Origin of the sequence: Marinobacter sp. 2_MG-2023 (assembly GCF_030546935.1) — a bacterium.
In the GTDB taxonomy this organism is placed as follows: Bacteria; Pseudomonadota; Gammaproteobacteria; order Pseudomonadales; family Oleiphilaceae; genus Marinobacter.
On record NZ_JAUOPH010000002.1, the window covers coordinates 675,653 to 691,922 of the forward strand.

Consider the following 16,270-nt stretch of genomic DNA (forward strand, 5'->3'; position numbering starts at 1 on the left):
TCCTCGTTTTTTGCTGGAATAGCCTTACAGTATAAACATTCCTTTCAGGTCCGGTTCAACCGCCAGTTGTCGTAAACCTCCATGCATTGTTCTATGGCAGCCTGAAATTTCTGCTTTTGACCTTCGTCCAGAAGTTGCTGTTTGCGACACTTATCAAGGGTTCGCTGAATGGTCTGGCGGCTCTTTTTGTCAAGGCGCTCGAGCCAGTGATGATCTGCTGGTTCGAGGTCGAGTAACTCTCTGCCGGCGTGGTTGCGATGGCTTATATGCCACCAGTGGTCGACAGCCCTCCCCAGCACGACATAGCCGAACTGGCTGTCTTGCACTGGCCCGAACGTGGCTGTTTTCAGGCCGTTCTGGAGCAGGCCGATATTCAGGACCGGGAGCGTTAGCTTCCCTCCGTAAAAATAACTTCCGGCAGCGCCTAGCAGGCCCCCTACCAGAGCGCCGGCTCCAAGTGAGGAACCCAGGGTGATTGCGTCCAGGCCGGCACCGCTGACTGCGCCCGCCCCGAAGCCAGCGGTGGCGAGATAGCGCTTGCTGACGGCCCAGTGTTCGCGACTATCTTCCGAGAACAGGTCATGGTCGCTGTGCCATTCCAGCTCGGCTTCCTGTCGGCGGATGGTTTGATGTTGATACAGGTGTTCGATTTCGATCCGCAGGGATTGTTCCCGCTGGCGCTGATGCTGATACCAGCGTTGCCGGAGCTGGTCCGCAAGGGTGCTGTCACTGGTACCGGCGACCTGGTCCAGCGTTAGTGTGCGCTTTTCCTGGAATGACATCATATCCTTCAAGGCTTTCGCAATGATGCCAGCCGCCAGGCGTCGGCGTTGCTCACGCTGGGCCAACAAATGATGTGTTGCTTGATCCAGAGATTTCTCCCAGCCCGGCTCAAGTTGGCCAAAGGCACGCAAAAGGCTGAGATGTTGCTCGAAAGGGGCGCGAACGGCATCGAATTTGCGTACAACCTGAAAAAACTGCCCCAGTGCGGACTGCCAGGTGTCGCTGTAATCGTCGGATCCGATGCTGTTGATCAGGGCGAGGCTGGGCTGCCCCGTCCAGCGTAAAATCGTCATCTCGGCTTCATGCTGGGCACTGTAAGGCGCGGAGCCGTCCACTACATAAATAATACCGGCCCCTTCAATTAACGGGGTCAGCAGTTCGCACTCGTCAGTAAAACGGCCGTCGCCCTGATGTTGCAGAACAAACGCACGCACGGTTTCGCTGTGATCAGATGCCGATACGCTATGGGCTTCCAGCCATTCCAGAACCCGCCTGGGCCGCTGAAATCCGGGAGTGTCTACCAGTGTGTAGAGGATCTTTCCGTCCACGCTGAGGGGGTATGACTGTCGCGTGCGGGTCGTGCCTGGCTCCAATGCAATGGCGATGGCATCGTTCTGCGAGAGCGTTGCCACGACACTGGATTTGCCCTTGTTCGGATGACCCACGACAGCAAAGATGGGTGTGCTCGTCATTCAATAATTCCCCCTTCCGTATCGGGAACGATTCCGGAAGCCGGCATAAGGCTGACCGTTATAAATTCCGGCCCTGCGCGTTCGGAAAATCTCAGCCATTGCTGAGTCTGATGCGGATCTGGTTCCTGCTCCATGCGGGGAGCCAGCGGCACCAGGGTAACCCTGGAGCCCTTTGGCCAAAGATCTCTGGCGCTGGCAAGAAAATCATCCAGCTCGCCCGTTGGCGGCTCCCAACTGCGGGTAATCAAAAGAACGGGCAGGCGTGGCCCCTGTGCCAGATGGCTGGCAATTTGCTTCAGTGACTGCCGGTCTTCTTCCAGGGTCATTCTACCGCCTGCTCTGGCAATCAGGCTTTTGCCTGTGGTCAAGGTATCCGGGAGCTCCGGTTCACCGGCGCCCGCCCAGCACAAAACAATATCGGAATCCGGTAAGGGTTGCAGGCTCAGACGGGTTTCGGTGTCCGGCAGGTCCGAAGCATCATTATGTTCGTTTCCGGTATCAAGCGTCGGTGTTTCCATACGATACATCAATGCACGTAACGCCGGGTGGCTGGCCAGAACCTGCCGGGCTTTACGCCGGATCAGCATGTTTGCCAGCAAGAACAGAACGAGCCGGGGCAGCAGCGCCCAGGTTGTCCAGACCATGGCGATGAACGGCCACCACTGGCCCCAGCGTACCGGGTTGATGCCGCTGTTCGCCGCAGTGGCGCGAAAAAAACGAGTGGCTTCCACGAGTGCAAGGTCGGGAGCGGCGGCCGGCCATAGCCAGGCCCAGGGTGCTGCGACTGCAGACACCATGCGGTGATAGCTGCTTGCGTCGGTCTCGAGAGTCGTACTCCAGCCAAAGGCAAGATCCTGAAGCACCACCATGGCAAGTAAGGTCACCAGGCCTGCCACGGTAAAACACAGCCCGCCCAGTTGTGCGGCCCTTGCCATCAGAGTCGGTTGGAGTCGTATGGCGATTGCTGGTTCCGGCCTCTTCCGGAAGCGTCGGAGCAAACCGCGCCATGGTTGCCAGCCAACCAGAGATTGCACAGTGGTGAGCAGTGCAAGTAACAACTGGAAGGCTACAAAGGCAAGGAAAATGGTAATGTTGATGCGCTGTCCGCCGTCATAGAACAGCAGGCCAAGCATGGTCAGTAACCCGAACATTGTACCCGCTAGCATAAAACCGCTGTTGATCCGGCGCCAAAAGCGCAAAGTCTGCTCAGCGGACGATATTCCTGCGCCCGGGCCGCTAAGGCGGTTCATGTGGGCTAACCAGCGTTCAGGGTCCGGCGTGACATCTTGTTGTTCGCAGGTCAGTGCAAATTTACGGTCCCTCCGGTGTAAAAATGCCGGGGCCTGGCCGTTATCTCTCTGGGCGCAGGCATCAAAATCCAGCAGCAGGTGGAGGGGGTGATCTGTCATGAACGCTTCCGGTTGTGAATTCGGTCTGTTGGTCTTTGATGGTAGGATATCGGTATTACCCTGTCCGATACCAGACAACGAGCCCTCATGCCCCACCACCTGATGAATCTGCGCCATGTGCCTGATGACGAAGCCGAAGAAATACGGGCCTTGTTTGATGCTCACGAGGTACGTTTCTATGAGACGCCGCCAAGTCGCTGGGGTATCAGCATGGGTGGTTTCTGGGTGCATGATAACGAGGAAGCAAACAGAGCCAGAGTCTTGTTGCAGGATTATCAGCGCAAGCGCATGGAAAGCCAGCGTGAGGCTTACGAGGTGCGGCGTTCAAGTGGGGAATCTGGTGGAATCTGGCATATGTTCCGGAATAAACCGGTACGCACCCTGGCAGCCTGCCTGGCCATACTGGCGATTACCGGCCTGAGCCTGTTGCCTTTTATCCGGATAGGATAATTTTCTGCTCGTTATGATGTCAGCGCGTGGCGCTGTGTCACTCCAGAAACCCGCTTGCTTTAATTGGCTGTCCGACAATCACGACGGTGTCCGGTTTTCAGGACAATTCCCGTTAGTGGCCCCGTAGCGGGCGGTTTCGATGCAAATTCGAACGCCTGGCCCCGTGAACTTGTCCGGAAATCTGGACGAATACGCAGTTCAGTCTAAAGAATTCATTAAAATAATCAGTAAAAACATAAAGATAGAATTATGGCACAGGAGGCGCATAGGGTTCCTTTCGGGTCGTGGTCCCGACCCGTTCTTAACAACAACAAATAAGGAACGACCATGAAACGTCTCATGATCTGTACGCTGATCGGCGCTACAGGCTTTGGTTTGAGTGCCTGCAACGACAGCGATAACGACAAAACGCCAGAGGTAAATCAGGTACCCGGGTTTATCCAGGGTGATATCCAGCGCACCGCTTATGATGGTATTACGGATGACCTGCTCACTGCCGGTCTGGGCGCTACAGGCCTGGGCAGCGCCACTCCACCGGCCTTCGCCGACCCTCTCAATCCCACTCCTGGCGAGCTGCGCCAGCTTGCGATCTACAATAATTATCGGGCGTTAGTGGATACGTCGCCGGGTGGCGGCTATGGGGTTTTCTTTGGCCCCGGCGTGGGCAATAGCACCGAAGGGCTGGTACCCGGGCAGGAGTATATTGCCTTCATGACGGTCCCGGGCAGTGATGTCCCCGTTACGGTTATGGCCCAGATACCGGATAGCTTCGATACGCAAAGCCCCTGCATGATCACCGCGCCCTCCTCCGGATCCCGGGGAATTTATGGTGCTATAGGAACGGCCGGAGAATGGGGACTGAAAAAGGGCTGTGCCGTGGTCTATACCGACAAAGGTAGCGGGACGGGTGCGCACAACCTGGAAACCAACACTACCCAACGTATCGACGGCACGCTGACCGGCGCAGACGAAGACGTGCAGTTCCGGGCTGACCTCAGCGATACAGAGCGCAGTGATTTTACTGCTGACTGGCCGGACCGGCTTGCTTGGAAACACGCCCACTCGAAAGTTAACCCGGAAGCTGACTGGGGACGCCATGTTCTGCAGTCTATCGAGTTTGGGTTCTGGGCGCTCAACGAGCAGTTTGGCACCGACGACGAAGCCAATGCGATTACGCCCGCAAATACGCTGGTCATCGCTTCCAGTGTTTCCAATGGTGGTGGCTCATCGGTTCGTGCGGCCGAACAGGACACTCAGGGATTGATTGATGGCGTTGCGGTCTCGGAGCCGAATTTAAACCCGGTTGTGGATGCCAGCTTTACTATCAACCAGGGAAGCTCTGCCGCAATAGTGGATCACAGCAGAAGCCTGTTTGAATACACCACAGCGCTGGCGGTTTATCAGGGCTGTGCGAACCAAGCGCCAGCGATTCGCGATGACGCACCACTGAACTTCCTCAACACACCGGCGGTGCGCGAGAATATCTGTAACTCCCTGGCAAATAAAGGCCTGCTCAACGGTGCAGCCAGCGCAACTCTGGACGATTACGCTACCGAGGCACAGCGTATTCTGAACGAGGACTTCGGCATTCAGCCCGAGCAGAATCTGTTGGCGCCTGTGCACTTCGCTTCCAATGTTGCCCAGAGTATCTCCATGACTTACGCCAATGCTTATGGTCGCGCTGGCGTCGAAGACCGTGTCTGTGGCCTCAGTATGGCTGCGGTGGATGGTGCGGGCGCAGTCACGCCGTTTGCGGCCGCCGCCGAAGCCGCTGCATTTTCAATAAGTAACGGCATTCCGCCGACCGCCGGTGTTGTTATGGTTTATGACAATGCTGAAGGCCAGCCTACGGCCATGCCTGCCAGCGTTTCGCCCAGTAGCAGTACAGCCGACTATGGTCTCGATGCCTTGTTGTGCTTGCACAGCCTCGCGTTGGGCCATGATGCCGTCACTGGCAATCCGTTGTCAGGTGATGATGCAGCTCTCGCCGCAGCGATTGCCGAGGGTATCGACGAAATCCGTGCCACCGGCGACCTGCAGGGTAAGCCGGCGGTGTTTGTGACTGGCCGTGCGGATGCAATTCTGCCGATCAATCACGCTTCCCGGCCCTATTACGGGCTTAACCAGCGGGTGGAAGGTGATAACAGCGAGCTTCGTTATTACGAAGTACTCAACGCCCATCACCTGGACGCGTTAAACGGTCTGGCGGGTATTACTGAGCGTTATATCCCTCTGCATCACTACTATTTCCAGGCTCTGGATCTGGTGTGGAAGCGCCTGACTGCCGACACGCCGCTGCCGCCAAGCCAGGTGGTCCGCGCCGTGCCAAGGGGAAACCCTGCTTCAGATCTGGCCGAGGTAAACCTGCCCGAGATTGCAATGAACCCGCCAGCAGGCGATCTGATCAGCCTGGAAAGTGACGAGTTGCGCATCCCCGATTGATGGCTATCCAAGCATCGCATTCCCCCTCTCATTTGCTCACTTTACGGAGGGGGCCATATACTTCCGACGGAACACCCGGCATTGCCGGGTGTCAGGGCCTTCATAATGATTGATATTGACCCCGGCGGTACGCGTTACATGACACAGTTGTTCGGTGAGAAAAATAAAAGCGGGTTGACCCGAGACCTTATCGAAGCACTCTTCCCGATGTTCGAGGAAGCCAGTGCCGGTGCCATTGCGGTTGATCGCGAGGCGCGCATTACCTGGATGAACAGCAGCTATTCGCAGTTGTTGGGCCTGAAAAGCCAGGCCAGCGCTATTGGCCGGCCGGTGCGCCAGGTTATTCCGGAAACCCGTATGCCCGAGGTTGTGGAGACCGGCAAACCACTTCTACTCGATATCATGGAGCATCAGCAACAGCAGTTGGTGGTTACCCGATTACCCTTCTATGACGAAACCGGTGAAATTGAGGGTGCGGTGGCATTCGTGCTCTATGATGATCTGCAACCACTTACTCCCTTGGTGAGCAAGTACCGTCGTTTGCATCAGGATCTTGCTGCTGCGCGCAAGGCGCTGGCAAAAAAAGCGAGGAGCACACGATACAGCCTCGGCGATTTTGTTGGTGCCAGCCCGGGAGCTCTTGAGGTCAAGCGTCGTGCACGCCTGGCTGCCGGTCGTGAGATGGCGGTACTGTTGCTGGGAGAGACTGGGACGGGAAAGGAAGTGCTGGCACAAGCGATCCATACTGTTTCGAGCCGCGCGGAAAAACCGTTCGTGGGTGTGAATGTGGCCGCCATTCCAGATAACTTGCTGGAGGCCGAGTTTTTCGGTGTGGCGCCAGGTGCCTACACAGGTGCAGACCGGAAGTTACGGGAAGGAAAGTTCCAGCTTGCCAACGGCGGAACTCTGTTCCTCGATGAAGTCGGCGATATGCCTTTGCCGCTGCAGGCCAAACTGTTGCGGGCTCTCCAGGAGGGGGAGGTCGAGCCTCTGGGTTCCAACAAGGTTGCATCGGTCGATGTCCGGGTCATTGCGGCAACCAGTCGTAACCTCGAGGCTATGATTGCCGATGGCAGCTTCCGCTCAGATCTGTATTACCGGCTCAATGTGCTGGAAATCCCCATACCGCCTTTGAGAGACCGGCTTGCTGACCTCGGCCTGCTGTGCGAGACCCTGCTCTGGGAGATCAGTGAGGGTCTGGATATGCGTGCAGAGATATCGGATGCAGGTGTCGCGGCGCTCGCAAGCTACGACTGGCCGGGGAATATCCGCGAGTTGCGCAATGTGTTGGAGAGAGCTCTGACCATGAGTGAGGAAGGTGGCGTGCTGGATGCCGACGCCATGTTCAAAGTACTGCCACGCTTTGGCGCGCGCCCGCTTCCGAAAACGGCATCGCGGCCCGTCAGGCCCTTGTCGGAAATATTGGCAGAGGCAGAGGCGCAGGCGGTGGAAGAAGCGCTGGTTGCTACCAGAGGTAATCGAACCAAAGCCGCCCGGCTATTGGGTATTTCTCGCTCGGTGCTGTACGAGAAACTGGCCAAGATGTCCTGATATCAGGACAGGTGTCCTGATATCTGTACAAGTACTTACGACTATAGCATTATATTGTCCGGCACCTCGGACACTTCGGTGACCTACCGTTTCCTTTGTTTTTTCAACTTATTGATATAAAAGTAAAAATTGGCATTGGCATAGTCTCTGCTAATTCTAGTGCGCAGGACGTCAGAACAACACAGAAAATAATCCTGACGCTAAACGTAGGACCCCCGGTTTATAACTGTCGGTTGCGTTTTCTGTGTTTTCTGGCTGGATTTCAGACCAGGCCTACCGGGCCAAAGAGCTCCGGGCCATATACAACAACAAGAAGGATCATCTTCATGTCTATCAAGCAAAAGCTTTCCGGTTTGACTCTGGGCATTACTGCCGCAACCCTTATGACAGGTGCCATGATCAGCAGCGATGCTTTGGCAGCTGAAAAAATCCGTTGGCAGGTGCCCCTGGCGTTTCCTTCTCACCTTGTGGGCCTGACAACGCCGGTTAAACATTTGACTGAGAATCTCAAAACAATTTCAGGTGGCGATGTTCAGTTGCGCTATTACGAGCCCAATGAACTGGTACCTCCGTTTGAAATTATGGATGCTGTTGGTAGTGGCAAATACCCGGCGGGTTATACCTGGGTAGGCTACGATCAGGGCACTATTCCGGCTCTGCCGCTGTATTCAGGCGCCCCGTTCAATATGGAGCCGCCAGCTTATCTGGCCTGGTATTATCAGGGCGATGGCCGTGCTCTGCTGGAAGAGATCTACGCCAAGCGTAACATTCACCCCATGCTGTGCAGCATCATTGGGCCTGAAGGTGCTGGCTGGTTCGCAGAGCCGATTGAAGGTGTAGAAGACTTCGACGGCCTGAAGATCCGTTTTGCGGGAATTGGCGGCAAGGTACTGGAAAAGCTTGGTGCCTCGGTAACCATGGTGCCCGGTGGCGAGATTTATCAGGCGCTGGAGCGTAAGACTATTGATGCAACCGAGTTCTCGCAGCCTGCCATCGACAAAATGCTGGGCCTGGACCAGATCATCAAGAACTACATCATGCCTGGCTGGCACCAGACTCTGACCACGTCACACCTGCTGGTTAACAAGGATGTGTGGGATGGACTTGAGCCTCAGAGCCGCGCACTCATTGAGATGGGCTGCGAATCTGCCACGCTCAAGGGCTTTGCAGAGAGCGAGTGGGCACAGCCAACAGCGCTTCGTGACTACGAAAATGAAGGCGTAAACGCCCAGACTCTCCCCGAGCCTGTGTTGCGCGAACTGCAGAAAATCACCAACGAGGTATTGGACGAGATCGCTGCAGAGGACGAAATGTTCAATCGCGTGCTGACCAGCCAGCGCGACTTCATGGAACACCACTCCATCTGGCACTCCAATGGCTACTTGCCGCGGGATTTCTACCAGTACGACTGATCAACGGATGATGTTCACTGCGGGTAACGGATAATCGTTACCCGCCTCCTGCCCTGCATCCGGATAATCCGAGGTTTTTGTGACTGATACCAATGTCTCCGGGGATAATCAGGCCCCGGCATCCGACACTGATACGCTACCGACCAATGCGTTGTCCTGGCAGCTTGACCGAATGGTCGTTGCCGTTGGCCGCCTTGCCTCCTGGTTATGGATCGGAGTGTTGGTTGTTATTCTGATCAACGTTTTCTCGCGCTATGTGATGTCTCAAGGCTCCATCGCTCTTGAAGAATTATCCTGGCACCTGTTTGGAACGGCGACCCTACTGACGCTGGGGTACGCGGTAGTACGTGATGACCATGTACGTGTTGATGTGTTGAGAGAAAAATTCAGCCCAAAAACTCAAGCCATTATTGAACTGCTGGGGATTTTGCTACTGGCGCTGCCGATTATCGCATTGATGATCAACTCAATGGTGCCATACGCCTGGACGGCCTGGACTTACATGGAACACTCTCAAGCGCCCAGTGGTCTGCCTTACCGGTTTATTTTCAAAAGTATGCTTCCACTCGGTCTGGCGTTTGTGATGATTGCCCTGGTGTCCCGTGCCTCGCGATGCACCACCTTTTTGTTCCGTTTTCCCAGGGCCATTGTGCCTCCCTACGATGACCGGCGCTCTGTCGGCCATCCAAATCCCTGAACCGCGAGGCTATCGTCATGGGTGTAGAAGCGATTCTTGTTATCGCCATGTTCGCCAGCTTTATGGTGCTCTTGCTGCTGGGCTTCCCGGTTGCCTGGTCACTGGCGGGTATTGGTCTTGTATTCGGTATTATCGGCCACGTTATGGTCGAGTATCTGGATTCTCCCCTGTGGTTTACCTGGCAGGGCACTATTGGCGTTCTGGACGCCAGGATATACGGCATTGTTGCCAATGAGCTGATGGTAGCGCTACCCATGTTTATTTTCATGGGTATCATGCTCGACCGTTCCGGAATCGCCGAAAAACTGATGCACAGCCTGGTGCGGGTACTAGGCGGGTTGCGCGGTGGTTATGCGATTACCGTAGTGCTTGTAGGCGTGTTGCTTGCAGCTTCCACCGGTATTGTTGGAGCGTCTGTTGTATTGCTGGGCATGCTGTCCCTGGGGCCCATGATGCAGGCCAACTACAACAAGTCACTGGCGGTGGGAACAGCCTGCTCCGTCGGAACTTTGGGGATTCTGGTACCGCCAAGCATCATGCTGGTGTTGATGGCTGACCGGCTTGGTACCCCGGACGCCTCCGTGGGCAAGTTGTTCATGGGTGCGCTGATCCCCGGTGTCATGCTCGCGATGCTCTACATTCTTTACATCATCATCGCCTCATACATAAAGAAAGATCTGGCGCCCGCACCGCAAAACCGTGAGCGCCTTGACGCCCGCGCCTGGCTGGGCGTTATTCTGGCGGTGTTGCCACCGATGGCGTTGATCATTTCTGTACTTGGTTCGATCTTTTTCGGTATCGCCACAACCACGGAAGCCTCTGCCGTTGGCGCTGGCGGTGCTTTGATCATGGCATTTGTCAGCAAGCGACTGGATATGGAAACCCTGAAAGAGTCGCTCTACCAGACCAGCCGTACCTCCGCATTTATCTTCGGCATCTTTATTGGTGCTACGGTTTTTGCTTCGGTGCTGCGCGGGCTTGGTGGTGATGAGGTTATTGAAGGCGCGATCACTGGTTTGCCGTTCGGTACCACGGGTGTGCTGCTGACCGTTCTGTTCATTACCTTTCTGCTCGGATTCTTCCTGGACTGGGTAGAGATCACGCTTATTGTATTGCCTTTGGTGGCACCTGTGCTGTTCAAGCTGGGTGTGGAGCCGGTGTGGTTCGCCATCATGTTTGCCATGTGCCTACAGACGTCTTTCCTGACACCACCGGTCGGTTTTTCACTTTTCTACATCAAAGGTGTATGCCCGCCGGGTATTACCACCCGGCATATCTATCTGGGTGTGTTGCCGTTCATTGCCTTGCAGTTGCTGGCCCTGGCTCTGGTGTTCTGGTTTGCCCCGCTGGCAACCTGGCTGCCAAATGAAGTTTATGGCGGTTCGTGACGGGCGGCTTTCCGCAGATTTTTTAATAACAACTGGGAGACAAACACTATGCGTCTCGAAAATCGAGTTGCACTGATTACCGGTGCGGGGCGTGGCATCGGCCGGGCAATCGCCGAACATTATGGCCGTGAAGGTGCCCGAGTGGCGGTCGCAGATCTCACGCTGGAAAGTGCGCAAGAAGCTGTTGATGCCATCGAAAAAGCGGGTGGTACGGCGATGGCGCTAGCCATGGATGTGACCGATGAATTGGCCGTTGAAGAGGGCGTGTCTGCAATTGTGAATGCCTGGGGTGGCCTGGACATCGCTGTGGCCAATGCCGGTATTCAGCATATTGATCCGGTTCACAAGCTTGCGTATGCAGACTGGCGCCGTGTGATGAATGTACATCTTGATGGCGCTTTTCTGGTAACCCGGGCTGCCCTCAAACAGATGTACGCGGGCGGCGGCGGGACTATGCTATATATGGGTTCTGTGCATTCACTGGAGGCTTCGCCACTGAAAGCGCCTTACGTGGCTGCGAAACACGGTATGCTGGGTTTATGCCGGGCGGTCGCCAAAGAAGGTGCAGAACATAGCGTGCGCAGCAATATTATATGTCCGGGCTTTGTCAGAACACCGCTGGTAGACAAGCAGATTCCGGAACAGGCAAGAGAACTGGGTCTTTCCGAAGAAGACGTGATCAGCAAGGTTATGCTGAAGAACACAGTGGACGGCAAGTTCACGACACTGGAAGATGTTTCCGAAATGGCGGTGCACCTTGCTGCCTTCCCCTCGGCTGCCCTTACAGGCCAATCGATTGTTGTCAGCCACGGCTGGCACATGCAGTAAGCAACAGGAGCGACGGATGAGCTTTACTGAACTATCACCCGTAGTCTGGACTCCCTCGGAGGACACGCTGGACAATGCCCGGATGGGCAGGTTCAAAGCTTGGCTGGAAGATCAGGGATATGGTCCCTTTGCCGATTATCACGCGCTGCACCGCTGGTCCGTTGATGATCTGGAAACCTTCTGGACCAAAGTCTGGGATTATTGCGGGCTGATCTGCGAAACGCCGGCCACCAAGGTGCTGGGCAAGCGGGACATGCCGGGTGCCGAGTGGTTCCCGGGCATGAAACTGAACTTTGCGGCCAACCTGCTGCGACTGGCTGAAGGTGATCATGCTAACCAGGAAGCGATCGTGGCTTATTGTGAGACGCGCCCTGTTCTGCGTCGCACCTACGGTGAACTGAAAGCCGACGTTGGCGCACTGGAGGCGTTTTTACGCAGTAAGGGCATCGAAAAAGGCGACCGGGTAGCCGGTGTTGTCACCAATGGCTATGAGGCCATCGTAGGCATGCTGGCGGCTACCAGCCTTGGCGCCATCTGGAGCTCCGCCTCGCCGGACTTCGGTATCAATGCGATTCTTGACCGGTTTGGCCAGATTGAGCCCTCTGCACTGATCGTGGTAAACGGCTATGGCTATGGCGGCAAGACATTCGCCCGACAGCAGGATTTTGCTGAACTGGTGGCAGGTCTGCAGTCGCTCAAGTGTGTTATCAGTGTTGAGCAGCTTCCGGGTGAAGCCGCTATTCCGGGCGAACTCGTTACCACCTGGGACGCAGCGCTTGCTTCCGGCGCGGGCCAGGCACCCTCGTACACCCCTGTCGATCCGGATCACCCTGTTTATATCCTGTATTCGTCCGGCACAACCGGCAAGCCCAAGTGCATTGTCCACGGGACTGCTGGTTTACTGGTGAATCATGCCAAGGAACTGATCTTGCACGGTGACATAGGTCCCGGAGATCGATTCCTCTACTTCACCACCTGCGGTTGGATGATGTGGAACTGGCAGGCGTCAGCTTTGTTAACCGGAGCCGCCGTGATCACGGTAGACGGCTCACCTGGCTACCCCAGTCTCAGCTTTCTGTGGGACACCGTCGCCGCCGAACACGTCACCCACTTCGGCACCAGCGCCCGGTTTATTGCTGGCTGCCGAAAAGCCGAAATGTCCCCGGCGCATACGCTTGACCTCAGCAGCCTGAGGGTCGTATTTTCAACCGGCTCGCCCTTGCTTCCGGAAGACTATGACTGGATGTACAGCCATGGAGCCCCTGAAGCACTGCTTGGTTCCATTGCTGGTGGTACAGATATCTGCGGCTGTTTTGTTGGTTCCACACCCATGTTGCCGGTGCGCCGGGGCGAGATACAGTGCAGCCTTCTGGGCGTTGATGCTGTTGCTTATGGTGACGATGGCAAGCCGGTGAAGCAGGGTCGGGGCGAACTCGTGTGCCGCCAACCTTTGCCCTCCATGCCCGTCGCTTTCTGGGATGACGCCGACGGTGAACGCTATCGCTCTGCCTATTTCAAGAGCTTTCCGGGCGTGTGGGCGCATGGAGATTTCATTGAGTTTACCGAGCACGGCGGCGCAATTATTTACGGGCGCTCCGATGCCACACTCAACCCCGGCGGGGTGCGCATCGGCACGGCAGAAATTTATCGCCAGGTAGAAACCGAAGCGGCTATCAAAGACAGCCTTGTGGTGGGACGCCAGATCGAAGGCGACGTAGAAGTGGTGTTGTTCGTTGTGCCTGCGGAAGGTCAGCAACTAACCGACGAGCTGTTGAATCAGCTCAAGGTCCGGATCCGTAAAGGTGCCAGCCCACGCCATGTTCCAAAGCACATTGTGCAGGTGCCTGACATTCCCTATACCCGTAGCGGTAAGAAAGTGGAGCTGGCCGTTGCCCGCCTGGTCAATGGCTCCAGTAAGGCAGATAACCGCGATGCTCTGGGCAACCCGGAAGCTCTGGACCAGATTCGTGACCGGCTTGCGGAGGTAAACTTGCTACCGAAGACTTAGCTTGTGTGAGCGGTGGGGAGCAGAGGCCCCACCGCTATACATCGAAGCAAAATGTTCGAAAGTTTCGTAAATTCCCTCCATTTAATCACTCTGTCACTGAAGATTAACGGTGTTTACTCCGTTCTTATACTAAGATCGTAACCAGAAATCCCAAAAAAATGGTATCTTAGTAGGCCTATTAAAAGTTCCAAATCAGTCATAGCAACGATCAGTCGCTCACAAGGCTGCAGATCTCGCCATGGCCGTCCTGAACCCACCTATTATCCTGAGGACGAAAATGACATCATCCAAAGCAAAGATTGTCTATACACTGACCGACGAGGCACCAGCTCTCGCGACACGTTCCCTTCTTCCGATCCTGGAAACCTACGCCAAACCGGCTGGTATTGAATTTGAAACCAGCGATATTTCCCTGGCGGCCCGTATCCTGGCAACCTTCCCGGATTACCTTGAAGAAAATCAGCGGGTTCCGGATGCCCTTTCGGAACTGGGCGACTACACCAAAGACCCGGATGCGAACATCATCAAGCTGCCGAATATCTCTGCTTCTATTCCGCAGCTACGCGCCGCTATTAACGAACTGATCGACCAGGGTTACAAGCTTCCGGAATACAAGGAAAACCCTGAAACCGACGAAGAAAAAGAGATTACTGCCCGCTACGCCAAAGTACTTGGCAGCGCCGTGAACCCGGTTCTGCGTGAAGGCAATTCTGACCGCCGCGCCCCAGCCGCCGTCAAAGCCTTTGCCCGTAAATACCCCCACACCATGGGTGAGTGGAGCCCGGCTTCGCGTACCCACGTGGCGCACATGCGCGGTGGCGATTTTTACTCCAACGAGCAATCGCTGACTCTCGACAAAGCGACCAACGTTCGCATTGTTTTCGAGAACAAGGCGGGCAAGCAGACTGTACTTAAGGCTGAGCTACCTCTGCTTGAAGGCGAAGTGCTTGATGGCATGTTCATGAGCAAAAAAGCGCTGTGCAAATTCTTCGAGGAGGCCATCGAAGATTGCGAAAAAACTGGCGTGATGTTCTCCCTGCACGTGAAAGCCACCATGATGAAAATCTCTCACCCGATCGTGTTTGGTCACGCGGTGAAGATCTTCTACAAGGAACTGTTTGACCAGTATGGTGACCTGTTTGAAGAAATCGGTGTAAACCCGAACAATGGTCTGTCGTCTGTTACCGAAAAGATCAAGCAGTTGCCGGAATCCAAGCAGGAAGAAATTCAGGAAGCGCTGCACAAGACCTACGAGCATCGCCCTGAAATTGCCATGGTTGATTCCGTTAAAGGGATTACCAACCTGCACGTACCTAGTGACGTGATCGTTGATGCTTCCATGCCGGCCATGATTCGTAACTCCGGTAAGATGTGGGCCCGTGATGGCAAGTTGAAGGACACCAAGGCCGTTATGCCTGAGTCCACCTACGCCACCATCTATCAGGAAATCATCAACTTCTGTAAGACTCATGGCGCCTTTGATCCAACCACCATGGGTACTGTGCCAAACGTAGGCCTGATGGCGCAGAAAGCCGAAGAGTACGGCTCTCACGACAAGACCTTCGAAATCAAGGAAGACGGTATTGTGCGGGTGATTGCCGAAGATGGCACCGTACTGACCGAACACAATGTTGAGGAAGGCGATATCTGGCGCGCTTGCCAGACCAAAGACCTGCCGATCCGCGACTGGGTCAAACTTGCCGTCAATCGCGCCCGTGCTACTGGCATGCCCGCTGTATTCTGGCTGGACGATGAACGTGCCCACGACGCGCAGCTGATCAAGAAGGTAAACACCTACCTGAAGGATCACGACACTGACGGTCTGGATATCCGCATCATGTCACCGGTCCGCGCCATTCGCTGGACCATGGAGCGCCTGATTCGTGGCCTGGATACCATTTCTGTAACCGGTAACGTACTGCGTGACTACCTCACCGACCTGTTCCCGATTCTGGAACTGGGTACCAGTGCCAAAATGCTGTCTATCGTGCCCCTGTTGAACGGTGGTGGTCTTTACGAAACTGGTGCTGGCGGCTCTGCACCCAAGCATGTACAGCAATTGTTGCAGGAAAACCACCTGCGCTGGGATTCGCTGGGCGAGTTCCTGGCCATTGCGGTGTCCCTGGATGAGCTGGGTGAAAAGCACCAAAATCAGCGTGCACGCCTGCTGGGGCAGACCCTGGACAAGGCTACTGAGCGCCTGCTGGAAAACAACCAGTCGCCGTCACGGGTAACGGGTGAGCTGGATAACCGTGGCAGCCATTTCCATCTGGCGCGCTACTGGGCAGAAGGTCTGGCCAACCAGGATAGTGACCCGGAGCTGAAAGAGTTCTTTACAAAACTGTCGGCACAACTGGAAGAGAACAAGGACAAGGTTCTGGAAGAGTTGAGTGTTATCCAGGGTCATCCTGCGGATATCGGTGGTTACTACCACGCACCTGCAGATAAGGTGAAGGCGGTAATGCAGCCGAGTGAAACTCTTAACCGGATTATGGAAGAGGCCCGTGCTTCGGTGAAATAATCCGCGTTGCAATTGTGAATAAAAACCCGGAACGCCCCTTGTGGCCTTCCGGGTTTTTTTTGGCCGCGGATTAACCGCAAACCCATTGC

11 protein-coding genes are annotated in these 16,270 nt (G+C 55.5%); 9 read left to right on the top strand and 2 right to left on the bottom strand.

The features are described from left to right. Window positions 1–44 precede the first annotated feature (44 nt). Both Q4501_RS06830 and Q4501_RS06835 read right to left on the bottom strand, forming a co-directional pair. Window positions 45–1,475 (bottom strand): GTPase/DUF3482 domain-containing protein, encoded by a 1,431-nt coding sequence (locus tag Q4501_RS06830; protein WP_303595308.1) that lies wholly within the window; start codon window positions 1,473–1,475, stop codon window positions 45–47. Next, complete coding sequence (locus tag Q4501_RS06835; protein ID WP_303595309.1) at window positions 1,472–2,884, bottom strand: DUF2868 domain-containing protein; 1,413 nt, start codon at window positions 2,882–2,884, stop codon at window positions 1,472–1,474. The genes Q4501_RS06830 and Q4501_RS06835 overlap by 4 nt, the downstream gene beginning before the upstream one ends. Window positions 2,885–2,971: 87 nt before the next feature. On the opposite strand from Q4501_RS06835, the gene Q4501_RS06840 reads away from it, so the two are divergent. The 9 genes from Q4501_RS06840 to Q4501_RS06880 all read left to right on the top strand — a co-directional run bounded on the left by Q4501_RS06840 (window position 2,972) and on the right by Q4501_RS06880 (window position 16,181). After that, window positions 2,972–3,334: a DUF6164 family protein gene (locus tag Q4501_RS06840; RefSeq protein ID WP_303595310.1), complete on the top strand. Its 363-nt coding sequence runs from the start codon at window positions 2,972–2,974 to the stop codon at window positions 3,332–3,334. A 327-nt stretch (window positions 3,335–3,661) separates the two neighbouring features. Further along, entirely contained in the window at window positions 3,662–5,776 is a 2,115-nt protein-coding gene (locus tag Q4501_RS06845; RefSeq protein ID WP_303595311.1) for a 3-hydroxybutyrate oligomer hydrolase family protein, read from the top strand. A gap of 138 nt (window positions 5,777–5,914) precedes the next feature. Beyond that, window positions 5,915–7,327, top strand: a complete 1,413-nt coding sequence (locus tag Q4501_RS06850) for a sigma-54-dependent Fis family transcriptional regulator (RefSeq protein ID WP_303595503.1) — start codon at window positions 5,915–5,917, stop codon at window positions 7,325–7,327. A 326-nt stretch (window positions 7,328–7,653) separates the two neighbouring features. Beyond that, on the top strand, window positions 7,654–8,739 hold the full coding sequence (locus tag Q4501_RS06855; protein WP_303595312.1) for a TRAP transporter substrate-binding protein: 1,086 nt from the start codon (window positions 7,654–7,656) through the stop codon (window positions 8,737–8,739). 172 nt (window positions 8,740–8,911) lie between these two features. Next, window positions 8,912–9,436, top strand: coding sequence for a TRAP transporter small permease subunit (locus Q4501_RS06860; RefSeq protein WP_368497311.1), 525 nt, complete (start codon window positions 8,912–8,914; stop codon window positions 9,434–9,436). A gap of 17 nt (window positions 9,437–9,453) precedes the next feature. Next, window positions 9,454–10,824: a TRAP transporter large permease subunit gene (locus tag Q4501_RS06865; RefSeq protein ID WP_303595314.1), complete on the top strand. Its 1,371-nt coding sequence runs from the start codon at window positions 9,454–9,456 to the stop codon at window positions 10,822–10,824. Between the two features lie 48 nt (window positions 10,825–10,872). Beyond that, a complete protein-coding gene (locus Q4501_RS06870; RefSeq protein ID WP_303595315.1) occupies window positions 10,873–11,652 on the top strand; it encodes a 3-hydroxybutyrate dehydrogenase in 780 nt (259 codons plus the stop codon). Window positions 11,653–11,668: 16 nt separating this feature from the next. After that, window positions 11,669–13,660 carry an acetoacetate--CoA ligase gene (locus Q4501_RS06875; protein ID WP_303595316.1) on the top strand — a complete coding sequence of 664 codons (1,992 nt, stop codon included), beginning with the start codon at window positions 11,669–11,671 and terminating at the stop codon, window positions 13,658–13,660. A gap of 277 nt (window positions 13,661–13,937) precedes the next feature. Next, a complete protein-coding gene (locus tag Q4501_RS06880) occupies window positions 13,938–16,181 on the top strand; it encodes an NADP-dependent isocitrate dehydrogenase (protein WP_303595317.1) in 2,244 nt (747 codons plus the stop codon). Window positions 16,182–16,270 lie beyond the last annotated feature (89 nt).

Bases quoted from the DNA above. Each gene is read 5' to 3' on its own strand.
- Q4501_RS06830 (WP_303595308.1), bottom strand. From the start codon at position 1,475: ATGACGAGCACACCCATCTTTGCTGTCGTGGGTCATCCGAACAAGGGC.
- Q4501_RS06835 (WP_303595309.1), bottom strand. From the start codon at position 2,884: ATGACAGATCACCCCCTCCACCTGCTGCTGGATTTTGATGCCTGCGCC.
- Q4501_RS06840 (WP_303595310.1), top strand. From the start codon at position 2,972: ATGCCCCACCACCTGATGAATCTGCGCCATGTGCCTGATGACGAAGCC.
- Q4501_RS06845 (WP_303595311.1), top strand. From the start codon at position 3,662: ATGAAACGTCTCATGATCTGTACGCTGATCGGCGCTACAGGCTTTGGT.
- Q4501_RS06850 (WP_303595503.1), top strand. From the start codon at position 5,915: ATGACACAGTTGTTCGGTGAGAAAAATAAAAGCGGGTTGACCCGAGAC.
- Q4501_RS06855 (WP_303595312.1), top strand. From the start codon at position 7,654: ATGTCTATCAAGCAAAAGCTTTCCGGTTTGACTCTGGGCATTACTGCC.
- Q4501_RS06860 (WP_368497311.1), top strand. From the start codon at position 8,912: ATGGTCGTTGCCGTTGGCCGCCTTGCCTCCTGGTTATGGATCGGAGTG.
- Q4501_RS06865 (WP_303595314.1), top strand. From the start codon at position 9,454: ATGGGTGTAGAAGCGATTCTTGTTATCGCCATGTTCGCCAGCTTTATG.
- Q4501_RS06870 (WP_303595315.1), top strand. From the start codon at position 10,873: ATGCGTCTCGAAAATCGAGTTGCACTGATTACCGGTGCGGGGCGTGGC.
- Q4501_RS06875 (WP_303595316.1), top strand. From the start codon at position 11,669: ATGAGCTTTACTGAACTATCACCCGTAGTCTGGACTCCCTCGGAGGAC.
- Q4501_RS06880 (WP_303595317.1), top strand. From the start codon at position 13,938: ATGACATCATCCAAAGCAAAGATTGTCTATACACTGACCGACGAGGCA.